Origin of the sequence: Streptomyces sp. 2A115, from assembly GCF_052245575.1 — a bacterium.
GTDB lineage: Bacteria > Actinomycetota > Actinomycetes > Streptomycetales > Streptomycetaceae > Streptomyces.
Genome location: NZ_JBQQCG010000004.1, coordinates 1 through 17,351 on the forward strand (window position 1 = coordinate 1; position 17,351 = coordinate 17,351).

A 17,351-nucleotide genomic window follows, 5' to 3' on the forward strand; every position below is an offset into this window, starting at 1 on the left:
AGCACTCCCCCGACCGCACCGCACGCACCGCGAGATCCAACGCCACCAACGACGACGAACACGCCGTGTCCACCGTCAGCGCCGGCCCCCGCAACCCCAGCACGTACGCGATCCGCCCCGACGCCACACTGATGGTGGAACCGGTCAGGAGGTAGCCGTCCGAGCCCGCGCCGCCGCCCTCGTGCAGGCGGGGTGTGTAGTCGGACGCGGTCGCGCCGATGAACACTCCGGTGTCGGAGTCCTTCAGCGTGTGCGGGTCGATACCGGCATGCTCCAGTGCCTCCCACGAGGTCTGGAGGAGCAGCCGCTGCTGCGGATCGAGAGCGAGGGCCTCGCGTGGGCTGATGCCGAAGAACTCGGCGTCGAACTCGGCCACGTCGTCGAGGAATCCGCCCTGGCGGGTGGCAGAGGTGCCGGGCCGTTCGGGGGCGGCGAAGAGGGTATCGAGGTTCCAGCCCCGGTCGGCGGGAAAGTCGCCGATGGCGTCCGTGCCATCGGCCACCAACCGCCACAGATCCTCGGGCGAGGTCACACCACCGGGGAAACGGCACCCCATGCCCACGATCACCACGGGGTCGTCGTCCACCGCCCGCTGCCGCGTGACCGGAGCGGACGGCTCGTCCGTCGCGCTCCGCAGATGCGTGAGGAGGTCGTCGACCGTGGGGTGGGCGAAGAGCGTGGCCGTCGGCAGGCCTCGGCCGAGGGCGGTACTGAGCCGGTCGCGCAGCTCCACCAGGCCTAGCGAGTCGAGCCCGAGGTCCTTGAAGGTGGCGGCGCGGTCGACGCGCGCCGGGTCGGCGAAGCCGAGGACAGCGGCGACCTCGTCGAGGACGTCGTGCTCGAGGTCGGGGGACGGGGACAAGGGCACCGCTGCCGAGGACTCGCCTGCCGGAGACGAAGACCCGGCCGCCGGAGACGGGTGCACGGTTGCCGGAGGCTCGGTCGGCGCCCCTTCCTCATGCTCCGCCTCCAGCCAGTACCGCTCGCGTTGGAACGCGTACGTGGGCAGGTCGACACGCCGTCCGCCTGGTGGAAAGACGGCGTCCCAGTCCGGCTCGACACCGCGGGTGAAGAGCCGTCCGACCGCCTGGTCCGGGTCGCCGTCCTTGCCGAGGACCGGAACGTACGTCGCGGTGCGGTCCGTGATGTCGCGCCCGAGCGCGCTCAGCGTCGTGCCCGGTCCGGCTTCCAGGAAGATTCCCGCGCCGAGTTCCCGCAGCCGCCGCACCGCAGCGTCGAATCGCACCGGCCGGCAGGCGTGCTCCGCCCAGTACTCCGCGTCGGGTGTCTCGACGATCCCGCCGGTCACCGTGGAGACGAACGGGATCCGGGCCGGACCGAACGTGATCCCGGACAGAACCTGGCGGAATTCCTCCAACATCGGTTCCATCAGGGGCGAGTGGAACGCATGGCTCACGTCGAGCCGACGCGTCCGGTGTCCGCGCTCGGCCGCCCGGACGGCGATCTCGTCGAGAGCGGCCAACTCCCCCGAGATGACAACGGACGCCGGGCCGTTCACCGCCGCCACGCCGATCGTGCCCCCGGCCGCCGCCGACAGTTCGGCGGCCTCGTCCTCCGAAGCGCCCACCGCGAGCATGCCACCGCCCTCGGGGAGGGCGTCCATCAACCTTCCCCGGGCCGCGATGAGTTCGGCGGCCGATGCGAGGTCCAGGACGCCCGCGACATGCGCGGCCGCCACCTCGCCGATGGAGTGCCCGGCCACGAAGTCGGGTTCGACGCCGAGTGAGGAGAGCCACCGGTAAGTCGCCACCTCGACGGCGAACAGCGCGGGCTGCGTGTACGCCGTGCGGCTGAGCAATACAGCCTCAGGGCTGCCGGGTTCCGCCCAGAGGATGTCCTCGACACGACGGGAGAGGTACGGGGCGAGAGCCCCGGCCGCCTCGTCGAACGCCGCCCGCCACACAGGCGACTCCTCGTGGGCGCGGCGCCCCATGCCGAGCCGCTGGCTGCCCTGCCCCGGGAAGAGCACGGCCCTGGCTCCCTGGCCGGCGCGCCCCGTGACGACTCCGGCCGCCGAACGGCCTCGGGCGAGTGCCGCGAGCCCCGCCCGCGGGTCGCCGGTGACGGCGGCGCGGTGCCCGAACGCGGTGCGGGTGGTGGCGAGGGAGCGCGCCAGGCCGGTCGGCACGGCGGCGTTCCGCTCGATCGTGTCACCGAGCCGCGAGGCCTGTTCGCGCAGCGCGGCGGCTGTCCGCGCGCTCAGGACCAGCGGAGCGCTCGGGTGTTCGTCCGCCGTTCCGGGGTCCGGGAGCGGGGGTGCTTCGGCCACCACCACATGGCAGTTGGTGCCGCCCATCCCGAACGAGCTGACACCGGCGAGGAGCCGCTCGCCCGTGCGGGGCCAGGCCCCGCCCTCCGTCCGAACCCTGAGACGCAGTTCCCGCATGTCGATGCTCGGGTGCGGCTCGGTGTGGTTGAGCGTGGCGGGCAACTCCCGTCGCGCGACGCCCAGGACGGTCTTCAGCAGTCCGGCGATACCCGCCGCGCCCTCCAGGTGACCGATGTTGGTCTTGACCGAGCCGACCTGCAGGACGGGCCGGTCGGCTGCGGTCCGCGCGAGACCGAGGCCGTGCGCCTCCAGCGGGTCGCCCACCGGCGTTCCCGTGCCGTGCAGTTCGACGTACTGCAATTCCGCGGGCGACACCCCGGCGGCGGCGCAGGCCCTTTGGACAACCTCGGCCTGGGCGTGTGGGCTGGGAACGGTAAGGCCGTCGGTCGTTCCGTCGTTGTTGACGGCACTGCCGAGCAGGAGGGCGTGCACACGGTCGCCGTCCTCGATGGCCGCGTCGAGCGGCTTGAGGAGGACGAGCCCGGCGCCCTCTCCCCGTACGTACCCGTTGGCGCGGCGGTCGAAGGTGTAGCAGTGACCGTCCGGCGACAGACCGCCGAACCGGGCCACGGCGGTGGTGGACTCCGGGCCCACGATCAGGTTCACCCCGCCGGCCAGGGCGAGCCGCGACTCACCGCGCCGCAGGCTCTCGCAGGCCAGGTGGACGGCGACGAGTGAGGACGACTGGGCCGTGTCGACGGCGATGCTCGGGCCACGCAGCCCGAGAACGTACGACACCCGGTTGGCGAGTATGCCCCGGGTGGTGCCGGTGAGGGTGTGGCGCCCGGGCTTCGTCCGGCGCGACAGGGCAGCGTACTCGTCGGCCAGGGACCCGACGAAGACCCCGGTCGCCGTCGAGCGCAGTGAGCCGGGCAGCACACCGGCGTGCTCCAGCGCCTCCCAGGACAGTTCCAGTACGAGCCGCTGCTGGGGGTCCATGGCGACTGCCTCGCGCGGCGAGATCCCGAAGAACTCGGGGTCGAAGGTGTCAATGGCGTCCAGGTAGGCGCCGTACCGGATGCCGGGGTGAGCGGCGGCGAGTTGTGCGAAGGTGTCCGATCCGGCCCTGTCCTCGGGGACTTCCCGGACAGCACTGCGTTCCTCGCGCAGCAGCTGCCAGAAGGCCTCGGGGGTCGGTGCCCCGGGCAGCCGGCAGGCCATTCCGATCACGGCGATCGCGGTCGGCGGGGTCTCCTGTGCGTCCTTGCCGCTCAACTACAGCCTCACTCTCGGTCAGGACAGTTCGGTGAGCACCGCTCGTACGGTGTCCACCACGTCCGGCAGCCGCGGATTCAGGTAGAAGTGGTCGCCCGGGAGCACCCGGAGCCGGAAGCGGCCCGTGGCGTGGTCCTGCCAGCGCCGGGCGTCGGCGACGGGCACCAGAGGGTCGCTGTCCCCGATCAGCGCGGTGACCGGACAGCGCACACGGGCGGCTTGCGTGGGCACGTACGCCTGGAGCGCCCGGTAGTCGGCGCGCAGCGCGGGGAGGATCATGCCGCGCAGATCCGCGTCGTCGAGGACGTCCCGCTCGGTCCCGCCGAGCCGGAGGACCTCCTCGATGAGGGAGGCGTCACTGCGCAGGATCCTGGGATCGACCCGGGTGAGCGCCGGGGCGCGGCCGCCCGAGGCGAGGAGCGCGGCGGGGGCCACCGGGCTCTCTCCTCCTTCCCCGAGCAGGGCGGCCTCGAAGGCCACCAGGGAGCCCATGCTGTGCCCGAAGTACAGAAGAGGCGCCCCGTCATGGCCGGAGGAGGCCTCGGAGATCGCCTCCACCGCGTGGCGGGCGAGTTTCCTGATGTCCTCGACGGGCGGATCGCCGCGGCGTTCGAGGCGACCCGGATACTGCACCGCGAGCACCCGCACGGCGGGGGCGAGAGCCCTGGCGAGCGGAGCGAAGAAGCTCGCCGACCCGCCGGCGTGCGGGAAGGTCACCAGAAGAGGAGCGCCTTCTTCGGCCGGAGCGTACTGACGCAGCCAGTCGGCCGCGCTCTGGGGGCGAGCGGCGGTCGCACTCCCGGACCGCGCCGTCGGCCCGGCCGGCCCGGTGACACCGGCCGGGCTCATCGGGCGCTGCCCGCCCGTCGTATCGCCTCGACGGCGGAGGCGAGCCGCTCCGTGACGGCCGGATCAGCGTCCGGACGCATGAGTTGGACGGCCAGGAGGCTCCACGCTTTGGTTTCGGCGAGGTGCGCCGGGGCACCGTGCACGTCGTCGTGCTCCAAGAGCCGTAGATCGGCCACGTACCGCTTGAGGTACTCGGCGTCGCTCGGCGGGATGATCTCGTCCCGGCGCGCGGTCACCGCGGCGAACGGTACGTCGAGGGCTCGTAGTCGGCTCTCGCCGAGTGCCCAGTCCCTGATGTGCGCGTACACGGTGTCCGCGGGGACGCCCACGAGATGCGCGAGCGTGTCCCGGGTGACCCGCGGTACGTTGCGTTGCCATTCGGCGTCGGTGAAGAAGTCGTGGATCGGGGCGCCGTTGCCGACGATGCCACGGATGCGCGGGTCGGCCAGGGCGGCCCGGATCGCCAGGTGTCCGCTGAAGCTGAGCGCGAGCAGGTAGGTGCGTGTGACGTCCGCCTGCCCGGCGAGAGTGTCGAGGATCGCGGTGAGGAGGCGTTCACTGCCTCGCTCGTAGGGCAGGCCGTTCTCACCGACGCCGGGCAGTTCGGCGACGGCGCCGGCCAGCCCGAAGGAGGTGATCTGGGGCAGGAGGGCGCCCCACTGTTCCTTGGGACTGACGATTCCGCCGGTGATGACCAGAAGCGGCCGCGGGCGCTCGGCCGAGAGGCCGGCCGTCCAGATCCGGACGGGGACTCCGTCGACATCGACCATCACCGGTTCGATGCCGGTCTGTTCACCTTTCCGCCAGCGGTCGAAGGCATCGACGGCCAGGGCCAGGGCGCGGGCTCGGCCGGGGCCATCCACGTAGGGGAAGCGCCCCATGACGAAGTACTGGCCGGCGGTCAGGGTCTGACCCGCGGTGTCCAGTTCGACTCCGGCCCGGATCCATTCGTACGCCCAGGAGCCCGGGCCGTCGCCGGCGTCCTTGGTGATCCGGTCCAGGAGAGGGGCGTAGTGGTCGGCGGGGAGATTCTGCGAAACGGCGTGCGCCACGACGAAGCGCTTGAGTTCGTCCAGGTCGTTGCCTGCGTCGTCCCCCTCATGAGGGGTGATGTCGGTCATGCGGGATACGCCTCCAGAGCGTCCTTGATCTCCGTGAGGACGTCGGCGGCCTCCGCGCCGTCGATGACCCGGTGGTCGAAGGTGAGGGAGACCCGCATGACCGGTGCGACGGCGACCTCTCCGTCGCGGGCCACCGGTCGGTCGGCGATCCGGCCGACGCCGAGCGTGACGGTCGTCCCGCCGACGGAGTGGAATCCGTCGACGGCCCGGTGGCCGAGTGAGGTGACGCTGAAGGTTCCGGTGATCTCCGGACGCCGGTCGAGCAGTCCGGCCAGCGTCCGGAACCGGTCGAGGGCCTCCTGCCACGGCAGGGTCCGCAGGGCGCGGATGCCGGCGAACCGGTCGGCGGTGTCGGGGTCCTCGGCGGCGGCACGGTCCAGGTGGGCCTGAATCCCGTCGAGGGTTTCGTCCTCCAGAGCGGGGACCACAGTGGCGAGGACCACACGGCGGCCGTCGAGAACCCGATCGAGCGTGACCTTGGCGCTGACGGTCTCGTAGGTGGCGACGGTGGGGTCGAGCCGTCCTTGGATGGCGGCGTTCGCCTCCGGGTGCTTGCGCAGGACCCCGGCGGCCGCGTGCACGACGTAGGAGACGACGGAGCGGCGCTCGCCGGCCTCGCGGGCGCGTCGCCGGTCGGCAACGATCCCGGTGGCGTCGACCTCCGTGTCGAGATGGACCGGAGAGAAGTCCCGTATCTGGTCGAGGAAGAAGAGCGTGTGCCTGCGGTGGGTGGGAAAGGGACGCTCGGTCAACGGGTCACCATTTCGTAGATCGAATCAAGACTCCCGGCTTCCAGGAAATCCGGCAGCGAGAGCTGGTTTCCCAGTTCCTTCTCCAGAAGAACGAGAAGAGAAAGGAGGTGAACGGAGTCCCAGCCCGGCAATTCATCGAAACCACGGCCAAGGTCGCCTTCCGCGACATCGATTCCGACCTCGTCGCGCACCAGATCCGCGAAATCCCCTTTGGTGAGGGCAGCCGTCATCTCAGACACTCCCGTGTTGTTCGAGCGCGAGCCCCGCTTTGATCCATTTGCTGGACTCGATGGCGACGGCGATCGCCCGGGACGGGGCGGTCATGCGGGCGAGCAGCCGCTCCAACTGGAAGAAGAGCAGGGCGTTTCCGTTGTTGCCGGTCTCGCCGACGCAGGTGATCTCCTCGGCGAGAGGGAAATCGAGCCGCTTGGTGATCTTGTCGGTCATGGTGACCGACAGCTGCGGAGGCAACAGGTAGCCGACCCCCTCGCGCTCCCAGCCGAGGTCGTCGAGGAGCTCCTGTGCCACCTCGTCGGCGAGCTGGGGCACGAGTTCCTCGATGGCCTTGTAGTCCTCGTCGGCGGGGGCACGGGCGCTGTCGCGGTCGGCGAGTCCGTACCACCGGAGGACCTGGCCGGGTCGCCGGTCGAGTCCGGCGACCCGGGTGAGGACAGTGCGGATCTCCGGGCTGCCGTCGTGACCCTCGGCGGTGAGGACGGCCGCTCCGGCGCCGTCGCCGAACAGGACGTAGTTGACGAGTTCCTCCGGCGGCAGGGCGGCCAGGTCCGTGGTCACGTCGTAGTGCTTGGCGATCACGTCACCGCCGATGACGAGGGCGGTGCGGTACCGGCCGGTGGCCAGCATCGACGTCGCCACGTCGAAGGTCTGTACGGCCCCCGAGCAGCCGGACTGGAGCTGGAACGTCGGAATACCGTCGATGCGCAGCCGGTCGGCGACGACGTTGACGGTGGCCGGCATCAGGGTGTCGGGAGTCGCGGTGCCGAGCACGACGAGGTCGATCTCCTCAGCGGACACCCGGGCGTCGGCGAGCGCTGCGGCAGCCGCGCTCGTGGCGAGGTCGGCGAGGGATTCGCGCGGCTCTCCGGTTTCCAGATCGAGCGCGAGATGCCGGGTCCTGGTGCCTATGAATGTGTCTACCCATTGCTGCCAGAGCCGGTCCATTCCGAAGCGTGCTGCCAACGTCTCGGTATCGATGGGAGCCCCGGGCAGGGCCGTCCCTGCGGCCAGGATGCGCACCGTACGGTCCACCACGGACGTCCTCCTTTCTCTTTCCGTCCGGGACGCTAGGGCCGTGTTCTAAAGCAGCCCTAATTCAGTGGGGCTTTAAAGGGGCTTTAGACGGACCGCCGACCCTGTGCGGGTGACATTCACCGGATCCACGGCCGCGACCGGGCGGCCCGACGCGGACGCGTTCCGCAATGTTCTGAGCCGTTTCGCCACCGGTGTGGTCGCGGTGACAGGACGGGCCGGTGTCGGATTCCGGCCGGTCGGCCTCACCGTCAACTCCTTCACGTCCGTGTCGCTCGACCCGCCGCTGGTCTCGTTCTGCGCCGGCCGCACCAGCCGCACCTGGCCGGTGCTGCGGAACTCCGAGCGGATCTGCGTCAACATCCTCGGCGCGGGTCAGGAGGAGATCTCCCGCAGGCTCGCCAGGAGCGGCGCCGACAAGTTCAGCGCGGTGCCCTGGTCTCCATCGCCGTCGGGGCAGCCAGTCCTGGACGGGACAATCGCCTGGCTGGAATGCTCGGTCGAGGCGGAGCATCCGGCCGGCGACCACCACATCGTGGTGGCTCGGGCCCACGTGCTCGCCACGGTCGACGAGGACAGTCCACTGCTCTTCTACCGGGGCGAGTACGGCCGATTCACTCCTGGCACGGGCGTGTGACCGAATTCGGCCTGCTCCCTGTCAGCACCTCGCGCACAGCGCGACGCATGTTCGAGAACCGCTCCGTCAGGCTGGACAGAGAACTGGGCACCGCGGAAGAAATCAGCGGCGTCACGGTTGAAACAACAAAGTCCAGTTCTTCCAGCGGAGAAGCCATGCAGAACCAGCAAGATCACGAAGCCCGAAAGGACCAGGGCTCTCGTGCAGAGGTGACCCGCTTCTCCGTCCTCGACCGCTCGCGCACCCGGGAGGGGCACGAGGCCCCCGAGGCGCTGCGCGACACTGTGCGGCTGGCACGTGACCTCGAACGGCTCGGCTACCACCGGGTCTGGGTCTCGGAACACCACGGCGTGCCCGGCGTCGCCGGTTCCGCGCCGACGGTACTGGCGGCCGCGGTGGCCGCGGCGACGCACACGATCCGGGTCGGCACGGGCGGGGTGATGCTGCCCAACCACCAACCGCTGGTGGTGGCCGAGCAGTTCGGCGTCCTGGAGTCCCTCTTCCCCGGGCGCATCGACATGGGCCTCGGCCGTTCCGTGGGGTTCACCGACGGCGTACGGAAGGCGCTGGGCCGGGACAAGGACGTCGCCGACGATTTCGCGGCGCAGCTCGACGAACTGCTGGGCTGGTTCCGGGGCACGTCGCCGACCGGCGTCCACGCGCGCCCGGTGGAGGGCCTGGCCGTGCCGCCGTTCGTGCTGGCCATGGGTGAGGGCGCCACGATCGCCGCCCGGGCCGGCCTCCCCATGGTGATCGGCGACCTCAGGAGCCGCGAGAAGATGCGGCGCGGCATAGACCACTACCGCGAGACCTTCCGGCCCTCCCCCTGGGCGCGGGAGCCGTACGTCGTCATCTCCGGCACGGTCGCGGTCGCCCAAACGCCCGAGGAGGCCCGCCGTCTGCTGCTCCCCGAGGCCTGGTCGATGGCGTACTCGCGCACGCACGGCACGTTCCCGCCCCTGCCGCCCGCCGAGCGCGTCGAGACGCTGAGGATGACGGACAAGGAGCGCGGCTTCTACGAGTCCGGGCTCGCCGGACACATCGTCGGCACCGAGGATCAGGTCGCCCACGAGCTGGAGACGGTGATCAAGGAGACGGGCGCGGACGAGGTTCTCGTGACGACCAGTACGTACGACCGGGACGCACTCCTGGACTCGTACCGGAGGCTGGCCCGGGTCGCGGGACTGGCGGCGGCCCCTCAGGGCCAATAGGCCTTCCTGAGCCTGGACTTGGCCAGTTTCCCCGTGGGTGTACGCGGCAGTGCGTCCGTGAAGTCCACGCTGCGGGGCGCCTTGTAGTGGGCGATGCGTTCGCGTACGAAGTCGAGGAGTTCACGCTCGAGCTCGGGGCCGGGATCCGCGTCGGAGGCGGGCTGGACGACGGCCTTGACCGCCTCTCCCATCTCAGCGTCCGGTACTCCGACGACCGCGACGTCGGTGACCTTGGGATGCAGGGTCAGGCAATCCTCGATCTCCTGGGGGTAGATGTTCACGCCCCCGGAGATGATCGTGAACGCCCTGCGGTCGGTGAGGAAGAGATAGCCGTCCTCGTCGACGTGCCCGATGTCGCCCGTGGTCGTCCAGGTGGGGTGTTCGGGGTGCTGTGCCTCGCGGGTGCGGGCGTCGTCGTTGTGGTACCGGAAGGGGAGTTCGTCGCGCTCGAAGTACACCGTCCCCGTCTCGCCGACGGGCAGCACCTTGCCGTCCTCGCCGCAGATCCGCAGCTCGCCGAGGATTCCGTCACGGCCTACGGAACCCGGCTTGCGCAGCCACTCGTCGGGGCCGATGAAGGTGATCCCGTTGGCCTCCGTCGCCGAGTAGTACTCGTACAGAACGGGCCCCCACCACTCCATCATCCGCCGCTTGACCTCGACGGGGCAGGGCGCGGCGGCGTGGACGGCGACCTTCAGCGACGACACGTCGTACGCCTCCCGTACCTCGCGCGGCAGCTTCAGCATGCGTACGAACATGGTGGGCACCCACTGGCTGTGGGTGACCCGGTGGTGTTCGATCGCCGCCAACGCCTCTTGTGCGTCAAAGGAGTTCATGAGCACGACCGTGCCGCCGGTCGCGGTGACGACGGAACAGAAGACGAGGGGTGCGGCATGGTACAGCGGGGCCGGGCACAGGTAGACGGTGTCCTCGCCGAATCCGTACATGGGTTGGAAGAGGAGCTGGAACATGCTCGGCACTTCACGGACGTCGCCTTCGGGAAGCGTCCGTTTGATGCCCTTGGGGCGGCCGGTGGTGCCCGAGGAGTAGAGCATGTCCGTGCCTCGCGGCTGGAGTGCGGGCGGTTCGGGTGAGGCGTCGGCGAGGGCCCGCTCGTAGGAACCGTCGTCGAAGCCCAGACAGAGCTCCGGGCCGGACGCCAACTCCCTTGTTTCCCGCCCGAATTCGGTGAGCGGCCCGGAGACGATGAGGGCTCGTGCGCCGCAGTCGCGGACGATGTAGGCGGCTTCTTCGGCGGTCAGGTGGTGGTTGACCGCGGTGAGGTAGAGGCCTGAGCGGAGGGCGGCCCAGAAGACCTCCAGGACGCGCGGATCGTTGTCGGAGAGGAGCGCGACATGGTCGCCTCTGCGCAGTCCGGCGGCCCGTAGATGGTCCGCGAGCCGCAGTGAGCGCTCTTCCAGCTGGCCGTAGGTGAGAGTCCGGCCGCCGTCCGCGGTGACGACGGCCGGCCTGGCGGGGTCGTACGCTCCGGGATACATGCGGGGACGGTACCCGTGCCGGTGACGGGGTGTCAGGGGTCTGTCACGGGTGTGTGAGCGCTTCCGGCCAGAGCCGGCGGTGGTCGGTTCCGGTGTCGCTCGCCTCCTTCTGGGCGGCTTGGGCGAGGGCCCGCCGGTCCTCGTGGCACCCCGCCCCGAGCGTCGACCGCACCTCGACCTCCGCGACGAGCCCCCGCGCCGACGCCACCCTCCACAGCGACGCGAGCAGCGAGTCGTCGCCGACGAACGCAGGCGCGGTGCTGCCCGCTCCGTCGGCGAACCGGTAGTGGATGCGGACGGGCTGGACGGTCGCTCCGGCGTCGATCGCGGCCTGGAAGACCGCCCGCCGGAAGTGCCCCTGGGTCCGGCCGCACCAGGTGCTGCCCTCCGGGAAGGCCGCCACGGCCGCGCCGGCGCGTAGGGCGTCCGCGATCGTTGCGACCGTGTGCGGGAGCGCGCGCAGCCGGTCGCGTTCGATGAAGAGAGTGCCGCCGCGTGCGGCCGCCGAACCCGCCAAGGGCCATGTGCGGACCTCGGTCTTGGCGAGCATCCGCGCCGGGCGGACGGCCGCGAGCAGGGGGATGTCCAGCCACGAGATGTGGTTGGCCACGAGGAGCAGCCCGCCGCTCGGCGGCGCGGCGCCCGTGATCCGTACACGCACACCGGCGGACCGGACGATCGCCAGGCACCAGCCCCGGACGAGCCGGTCGCGCCGCGCCGCGGGAGCGCGCCCTACCAGCGAGGTGAGGGCTACCCCGATGGCGACCAGGACCGTGACCGTCACGACGCGCAGCACCGCGAGGGGCCACATCGCGCGTGATCCCCGGGATCGCACGCAGGCCCGCGGGGAGCAAGGGGCAGTGGGGAGCCAGGGATTGGTGGCGAGTGACGGCGTCTGGGCGGGGTGGACCGGAGCCGCCGGGGCGGCCGGCACGTCGATGTGCGGCGCCGGCATGCCCACACCGGGCGCCGTCAGTACACGCCCGACGGGCACGCGTACCACGTTCGTGCGCGGTATCCGCACCGCGCCGGCCGACGGGAGCCTCATCACGCCGGCACGAGCGACAGGAAGTGCCGCAGATAGCGCGGGTTGACCCGGCGCATCGACAACAGGACATAAAGGTCGGCGACACCGAAGTCGGGGTCGTGGGCCGGCTCGGCGCAGACCCAGGCGCCGAGGCGGAGGTAACCGCGCAGGAGCGGCGGGAGTTCGGTGCGTGCGGGGCGCACGATGCCCGCGGGGTTCCAGGGCAGGAGGGGCCGGACGCGGTACTCGTCGGGCGCGAGGTACTTGTCCCGCACCCGGTCCCAGGTGCCCGCGGCGAGCGCGCCGCCGTCGGCCAGCGGGATGGAGCAGCAGCCCGCCAGCCACTCGTGGCCGCCCTCGACCATGTAGCGCGCGATCCCGGCCCAGATCAGGCCGATGACCGCGCCGTCCCGGTGGTCGGGGTGGACGCAGGAGCGGCCGACCTCGACGAGCCCGGAGCGGATCCCGGCGAGCGGTCCGAGATCGAACTCGCTCTCCGAGTAGAGCCGTCCGGCGATCGCGGCCCGGTCCGGCGGCAGCAGGCGGTAGGTGCCGACGACCTGCCCCGTCGTGGTGTCGCGGACGAGCAGGTGGTCGCAGTACGCGTCGAAGGCGTCGACGTCGAGGCCCGGCTGCGGGGAGGACAGCAGGGCGCCCATCTCGCCGGCGAACACGTCGTGGCGCAGCCGCTGGGCGGCCCGGACGTCGGCTTCGTCACGGGCGAGGGTGACGGTGTAGCGGGTGGGTGCGGTCGACAGCGGGGGGCTGTCGAGGGTGGAAACGCCGGTCATGGCACTCTCCTGGTCGCGGGCCGGTTCGGCGGAGCGGCAACAGACCGGGGTGCGGTCTGTGCGCTCCTGTTCTTCCGATGCCGATTGGCGTACGCGTGACCTGTGCCGAGAGGCGGGATGTGGGGTTGCTGAATGCCAGGGGGCGCTCGAAGAGCGAGACGGGACCGGGGCTGAGCACCACCCCCGGTCCCGCCCGTTCGCACCTTGACGGCGAACGACGTACGGCTAACGCCTGCCCGACTTGCGGGTCGCGCGCAGCCACTCCTTGTTCATCCCGGTGATGGAGACCAGCGGAATGCCCTTCGGGCAGGCCGTCGCGCACTCTCCGGTGAGCGTGCAGCCGCCGAAGCCCTCCTCGTCCATCTGCGCCACCATGTCCAGCACCCGCGTCTCCCGCTCGGGGGCGCCCTGCGGCAGCACGTTGAGGTGGTTGATCTTCGCCGAGGTGAACAGCATGGCCGCACCGTTGGGGCAGGCCGCCACGCACGCGCCGCAGCCGATGCACTCGGCGTTCTCGAAGGCGAAGTCCGCGTCCGGCTTCGGCACCGGCGTCGCGTGGGCCTCGGGTGCGGCGCCGGTCGGGGCGGTGATGTAGCCGCCGGCCTGGATGATCCGGTCGAAGGCCGACCGGTCGACCACCAGGTCCTTCACGACCGGGAAGGCCGAGGCACGCCACGGCTCGATGTCGATCGTGTCGCCGTCCTTGAAGGACCGCATGTGCAGCTGGCAGGAGGTCGTACGTTCCGGTCCGTGCGCGTCGCCGTTGATGACGAGCGAGCAGGCGCCGCAGATGCCCTCACGGCAGTCGTGGTCGAAGGCGACCGGGTCCTCGCCCTTGAGGGTGAGTTCCTCGTTGAGGGTGTCGAGCATCTCCAGGAAGGACATGTCGGCCGAGATGTCGTCCACTTCGTACGTGGACATCGCTCCGTCGGCGTCGGCGTTCCGCTGCCGCCAGACGCGCAGGGTGAGCTTCATGCGTAGCTCCGCTGAGTGGGGTGGACGTACTCGAAGACCAGGTCTTCCTTGTGCAGGACGGGCGCACCGCCGGTGGCGGTGAACTCCCAGGCGGCCGCGTACGAGAACTCCTCGTCCCTGCGGGCCGCCTCGCCGTCCGGGGTCTGGGACTCTTCGCGGAAGTGGCCGCCGCAGGACTCTTCTCGGTGCAGCGCGTCGAGGCACATCAGCTCGGCGAGCTCCAGGTAGTCGACGATCCGGTTGGCCTTCTCCAGCGACTGGTTGAATTCCTCGCCCGTGCCCGGGACCTTGATCCGCCGCCAGAACTCCTCGCGGATCTGCGGGATGCGCTCCAGGGCCTTGCGCAGCCCCGATTCCGTACGCGCCATTCCGCAGAACTCCCACATCAGTTCGCCGAGTTCACGGTGGAAGGAGTCGGGCGTGCGGTCACCGTCGACGGACAGCAGCAGGTTCAGCCGGTCCTCGGTCTCGGCCAACACCTCCTGCACAAGTGGGTGTTCGGCGGTGACCTTGTCATGGTGCGGATTGCGGGCCAGGTAGTCGTTGATCGTCGACGGCAGGACGAAGTAGCCGTCGGCGAGGCCCTGCATCAGCGCGGACGCGCCGAGCCGGTTCGCCCCGTGGTCCGAGAAGTTGGCCTCGCCGATCGCGAAGAGGCCGGGGATCGTCGTCTGGAGGTCGTAGTCGACCCAGAGGCCGCCCATCGTGTAGTGCACGGCGGGATAGATCCGCATGGGCACCTCGTACGGGTTCTCCGCGGTGATCCGCTCGTACATGTCGAAGAGGTTGCCGTACTTCTCCTCGACCTTCTTGCGGCCCATGCGCTTGATGGCGTCGGCGAAGTCGAGGTAGACCCCCTGACCGCCGGGGCCCACTCCCCTGCCCTCGTCGCAGACGTTCTTGGCGGCGCGGGAGGCGATGTCGCGGGGGACGAGGTTGCCGAACGACGGGTAGATGCGCTCCAGGTAGTAGTCGCGCTCGCCCTCGGGGATCTCGTTCGCCGGACGGTCGTCGCCCTTCGCCTTCGGGACCCAGATCCGGCCGTCGTTGCGCAGCGACTCGCTCATCAGCGTGAGCTTCGACTGGTGCTCGCCGGTGCGCGGAATGCAGGTGGGGTGGATCTGGGTGAAGCAGGGGTTGGCGAAGTACGCGCCGCGCCGGTGCGCCCGCCAGATCGCGGTGGCGTTGGAGTTCATGGCGTTCGTCGAGAGATAGAAGACGTTGCCGTAGCCGCCGGAGGCCAGGACGACGGCGTCCGCGAAGTACGTGTCGATCTTCCCCGTGATCAGATCGCGGGCCACGATGCCGCGCGCCCGCCCCTCGACCACGATCACGTCGAGCATCTCGGTCCGCGGATGCATCTCGATGTTGCCCGCGGCGATCTGCCGGGACAGCGCCTGGTACGCGCCCAGCAGGAGTTGCTGGCCCGTTTGACCGCGGGCGTAGAAGGTCCGGGACACCTGGACTCCGCCGAAGGAGCGGGTGTCGAGGAGGCCGCCGTACTCGCGCGCGAAGGGCACGCCCTGCGCGACACACTGGTCGATGATCTCCACCGAGATCTGCGCCAGGCGGTGGACGTTGGACTCGCGGGCCCTGAAGTCACCGCCCTTGACGGTGTCGTAGAACAGCCGGTGGATCGAGTCGCCGTCATTGCGGTAGTTCTTGGCGGCGTTGATGCCGCCCTGCGCGGCGATCGAGTGGGCGCGGCGCGGCGAGTCCTGGTAGCAGAACTGCACGACGTGGTAGCCCTGTTCGGCGAGCGTGGCACCGGCGGAGCCGCCCGCGAGGCCCGTGCCGACGACGATCACCGTGTGTTTGCGGCGGTTCGCGGGGTTGACCAGCTTGGCCTCGAAACGGCGGGTGTCCCAGCGCTCCGTGACCGGGCCGTTGGGGGCTTTGGCATCGACGACCGGCTCCCCGGTCGTGTACTCGGCGTACTCAGCGGTCATGTCAGCTCACCACTCCGGTCATCACGCCCACGGGTACGGAGATGAAGCCCACCGTCAGCACCAGCGCGAGGGCGTTGGCAGTGGCCTTCAGGATGCGGTCGCGGGTGCGGCTGCCCACGCCGAGGGTCTGCGCCGCGCTCCAGAAGCCGTGCCGGATGTGCAGGCCGAGCGCGAGCATCGCGACCAGGTAGATGACGTTGCCGTACCAGGTGGAGAAGGTGTCGATCACGTTCTGGTACGGGTGTCCGGACTGGAAGCCGTCCGGGTGCACGGTGCCGGTCGTCAGGTCCAGGATGTGCCAGACGATGAACAGACCGAGGATGATCCCGCCCCAGCGCATGGTGCGCGTGGCGTAGCTCGCCTGCCGCTTCTTGTGCACGTACTTGGTGGGGCGCGCTTTGATGTCGCGGCGGCTCAGCTGGTACGCGGAGGTGGCGTGCGCGACGACGGCGGCGACCAGCACCACGCGGATGATCCACAGCGCCCACTCGTAGTGCAGGAAGGGCTCGCCGAGGGTGCGCAGCCAGTGCGCGTAGTGGTTGAACTCGTCCGATCCGAAGAAGATCTTGAGGTTGCCCAGCATGTGGACGACCAGGTACGCCAGCATGATCAGGCCGCTTACGGCCATCACGGTCTTCTTGCCGACGGACGAGTCCCACATGGTGCGCGTCATGGACGGTTTTCGGTCCGTCCGCGTTGCCAGAGCCATGTCACGCACGGTAGGTCCGGGCATGCCGATCGGTCCAAGACATGGTCCGGCTCGATTCCATAGCCAGGGCCTATCGTGGTCCTATGCTTGGGGGATGCAGTTCCAGCAGCTCCAGTACTTCGTGGCGGTCGCCGAGACCCGGCACTTCACCCGGGCCGCCGACCTCGTCCATGTCGCGCAGCCGTCCCTCTCCCAGCAGATCAAAGCGCTGGAACGGGAGTTGGGGGCCGATCTCTTCCTCAGGGCCCGTGGAAACATCACGCTCACGGACGCCGGCGAGGCCCTGCTCCCGCTGGCCCGCCGCATCCTCGCCGACGCGGACACGGCCCGGCACGAGGTCCAGGAGCTGGCCCAGCTGCGCAGTGGCCGGATCCGCCTCGGCGCGACGCCGAGCCTGTGCACGGGCCTGCTGCCGGATGTGCTGCGCGCCTTCCACGACCGGTACCCGGGCATCCGGCTGCTGATCGAGGAGGGCGGCTCCCACGATCTCGTACGGGAACTCGCCCGCGGAGCGCTCGATCTCGCCCTGGTCGTTCTGCCGCTGCCTACCCCGTCGCCCGCGCTGACCACGGTGGAGGTGCTGCGGGAGGATCTGGTGGTGGTGTCGTCACCGGAGGCGCCGGCGCCGGGGCACGGGCGCCGGAGCGTACAGATCTCCGACCTGGAGGGCGAGCGCCTGGTGATGTTCCGCCACGGGTACGACTTGCGCGAGCTGACCGTCGCCGCGTGCCGCGCCGAGGGCTTCGAGCCGGACTTCGCGGTGGAGGGCGGCGAGATGGATGCGGTGCTGGGGTTCGTACGGGCGGGGCTCGGGGTGGCCGTGGTGCCGCGGATGGTGGCCACGCGGGCCGGGCGTGGGTTGCGGGTTACTCCGTTGGCTCGGCCTGGGCTGAGTCGGACGATCGCGTTGGCTCATCGGAGTGATGTGGCTCCGCCTCGGGCGGCTCGGGAGCTCCAGCGGATGCTTCTTGAGCGGTGAGCGTTCTGCTTCCGCGGG

The 17,351-nt window shown here is 70.4% G+C and carries 15 protein-coding genes; 3 read left to right on the plus strand and 12 right to left on the minus strand.

The genetic code is table 11. From position 1 onward, the window contains the following. From ACTWQR_RS04660 to ACTWQR_RS04685, 6 genes are all read right to left on the minus strand, one after another. A partial coding sequence (locus tag ACTWQR_RS04660; protein ID WP_443225853.1) for a type I polyketide synthase occupies nucleotides 1-3,511 on the minus strand: 3,511 nt, incomplete at its 3' end. Between the two features lie 72 nt (nucleotides 3,512-3,583). Next, the gene (locus ACTWQR_RS04665) at nucleotides 3,584-4,414 is read right to left on the minus strand and encodes a thioesterase II family protein (RefSeq protein ID WP_443225587.1); all 831 of its coding nucleotides are present in this window, start codon (nucleotides 4,412-4,414) and stop codon (nucleotides 3,584-3,586) included. Continuing rightward, nucleotides 4,411-5,535, minus strand: coding sequence for an alpha/beta hydrolase (locus tag ACTWQR_RS04670; RefSeq protein WP_443225588.1), 1,125 nt, complete (start codon nucleotides 5,533-5,535; stop codon nucleotides 4,411-4,413). The genes ACTWQR_RS04665 and ACTWQR_RS04670 overlap by 4 nt, the downstream gene beginning before the upstream one ends. Beyond that, nucleotides 5,532-6,287, minus strand: a complete 756-nt coding sequence (locus ACTWQR_RS04675; protein ID WP_443225589.1) for a 2-oxo acid dehydrogenase subunit E2 — start codon at nucleotides 6,285-6,287, stop codon at nucleotides 5,532-5,534. Before ACTWQR_RS04675 ends, ACTWQR_RS04670 begins: the two co-directional genes overlap by 4 nt. Then, nucleotides 6,284-6,517, minus strand: coding sequence for a phosphopantetheine-binding protein (locus ACTWQR_RS04680; protein ID WP_443225590.1), 234 nt, complete (start codon nucleotides 6,515-6,517; stop codon nucleotides 6,284-6,286). The genes ACTWQR_RS04675 and ACTWQR_RS04680 overlap by 4 nt, the downstream gene beginning before the upstream one ends. Nucleotide 6,518: 1 nt before the next feature. After that, nucleotides 6,519-7,559, minus strand: a complete 1,041-nt coding sequence (locus tag ACTWQR_RS04685) for a 3-oxoacyl-ACP synthase III family protein (protein ID WP_443225591.1) — start codon at nucleotides 7,557-7,559, stop codon at nucleotides 6,519-6,521. A gap of 109 nt (nucleotides 7,560-7,668) precedes the next feature. Here ACTWQR_RS04685 and ACTWQR_RS04690 point away from each other — a divergent pair, with 109 nt between their 5' ends. Together ACTWQR_RS04690 and ACTWQR_RS04695 are read left to right on the plus strand one after the other, a co-directional pair. Further along, nucleotides 7,669-8,193: a flavin reductase family protein gene (locus tag ACTWQR_RS04690; protein ID WP_443225592.1), complete on the plus strand. Its 525-nt coding sequence runs from the start codon at nucleotides 7,669-7,671 to the stop codon at nucleotides 8,191-8,193. 155 nt (nucleotides 8,194-8,348) lie between these two features. Further along, entirely contained in the window at nucleotides 8,349-9,404 is a 1,056-nt protein-coding gene (locus ACTWQR_RS04695) for an LLM class flavin-dependent oxidoreductase (RefSeq protein WP_443225593.1), read from the plus strand. Here ACTWQR_RS04695 and ACTWQR_RS04700 read toward each other — a convergent pair. The 6 genes from ACTWQR_RS04700 to ACTWQR_RS04725 all read right to left on the minus strand — a co-directional run bounded on the left by ACTWQR_RS04700 (nucleotide 9,392) and on the right by ACTWQR_RS04725 (nucleotide 16,318). Beyond that, complete coding sequence (locus tag ACTWQR_RS04700; RefSeq protein WP_443225594.1) at nucleotides 9,392-10,903, minus strand: acyl-CoA synthetase; 1,512 nt, start codon at nucleotides 10,901-10,903, stop codon at nucleotides 9,392-9,394. The two genes, ACTWQR_RS04695 and ACTWQR_RS04700, sit on opposite strands and share 13 nt — an antisense overlap. Before the next feature lie 43 nt (nucleotides 10,904-10,946). Next, a complete protein-coding gene (locus ACTWQR_RS04705) occupies nucleotides 10,947-11,714 on the minus strand; it encodes a lysophospholipid acyltransferase family protein (RefSeq protein ID WP_443225595.1) in 768 nt (255 codons plus the stop codon). 236 nt (nucleotides 11,715-11,950) lie between these two features. Then, a complete protein-coding gene (locus tag ACTWQR_RS04710; protein ID WP_443225596.1) occupies nucleotides 11,951-12,721 on the minus strand; it encodes a GNAT family N-acetyltransferase in 771 nt (256 codons plus the stop codon). A 225-nt stretch (nucleotides 12,722-12,946) separates the two neighbouring features. Continuing rightward, nucleotides 12,947-13,696, minus strand: a complete 750-nt coding sequence (locus ACTWQR_RS04715) for a succinate dehydrogenase/fumarate reductase iron-sulfur subunit (RefSeq protein ID WP_443225597.1) — start codon at nucleotides 13,694-13,696, stop codon at nucleotides 12,947-12,949. Beyond that, on the minus strand, nucleotides 13,693-15,645 hold the full coding sequence (locus ACTWQR_RS04720) for a fumarate reductase/succinate dehydrogenase flavoprotein subunit (RefSeq protein WP_443225598.1): 1,953 nt from the start codon (nucleotides 15,643-15,645) through the stop codon (nucleotides 13,693-13,695). Before ACTWQR_RS04720 ends, ACTWQR_RS04715 begins: the two co-directional genes overlap by 4 nt. 1 nt (nucleotide 15,646) lies before the next feature. Then, nucleotides 15,647-16,318, minus strand: coding sequence for a succinate dehydrogenase (locus ACTWQR_RS04725; protein WP_443225854.1), 672 nt, complete (start codon nucleotides 16,316-16,318; stop codon nucleotides 15,647-15,649). Nucleotides 16,319-16,448: 130 nt separating this feature from the next. On the opposite strand from ACTWQR_RS04725, the gene ACTWQR_RS04730 reads away from it, so the two are divergent. After that, the gene (locus ACTWQR_RS04730) at nucleotides 16,449-17,333 is read left to right on the plus strand and encodes a LysR family transcriptional regulator (RefSeq protein ID WP_443225599.1); all 885 of its coding nucleotides are present in this window, start codon (nucleotides 16,449-16,451) and stop codon (nucleotides 17,331-17,333) included. The last annotated feature ends 18 nt before the right edge of the window (nucleotides 17,334-17,351 follow it).

What these genes read in the sequence shown, in the direction of transcription:
- ACTWQR_RS04715 (WP_443225597.1), bottom strand. Translation starts at nt 13,696, where the DNA reads ATGAAGCTCACCCTGCGCGTCTGGCGGCAGCGGAACGCCGACGCCGAC.
- ACTWQR_RS04680 (WP_443225590.1), bottom strand. Translation starts at nt 6,517, where the DNA reads ATGACGGCTGCCCTCACCAAAGGGGATTTCGCGGATCTGGTGCGCGAC.
- ACTWQR_RS04725 (WP_443225854.1), bottom strand. Translation starts at nt 16,318, where the DNA reads ATGACGCGCACCATGTGGGACTCGTCCGTCGGCAAGAAGACCGTGATG.
- ACTWQR_RS04695 (WP_443225593.1), top strand. Translation starts at nt 8,349, where the DNA reads ATGCAGAACCAGCAAGATCACGAAGCCCGAAAGGACCAGGGCTCTCGT.
- ACTWQR_RS04710 (WP_443225596.1), bottom strand. Translation starts at nt 12,721, where the DNA reads ATGACCGGCGTTTCCACCCTCGACAGCCCCCCGCTGTCGACCGCACCC.
- ACTWQR_RS04730 (WP_443225599.1), top strand. Translation starts at nt 16,449, where the DNA reads ATGCAGTTCCAGCAGCTCCAGTACTTCGTGGCGGTCGCCGAGACCCGG.
- ACTWQR_RS04705 (WP_443225595.1), bottom strand. Translation starts at nt 11,714, where the DNA reads ATGTGGCCCCTCGCGGTGCTGCGCGTCGTGACGGTCACGGTCCTGGTC.
- ACTWQR_RS04720 (WP_443225598.1), bottom strand. Translation starts at nt 15,645, where the DNA reads ATGACCGCTGAGTACGCCGAGTACACGACCGGGGAGCCGGTCGTCGAT.
- ACTWQR_RS04670 (WP_443225588.1), bottom strand. Translation starts at nt 5,535, where the DNA reads ATGACCGACATCACCCCTCATGAGGGGGACGACGCAGGCAACGACCTG.
- ACTWQR_RS04665 (WP_443225587.1), bottom strand. Translation starts at nt 4,414, where the DNA reads ATGAGCCCGGCCGGTGTCACCGGGCCGGCCGGGCCGACGGCGCGGTCC.
- ACTWQR_RS04700 (WP_443225594.1), bottom strand. Translation starts at nt 10,903, where the DNA reads ATGTATCCCGGAGCGTACGACCCCGCCAGGCCGGCCGTCGTCACCGCG.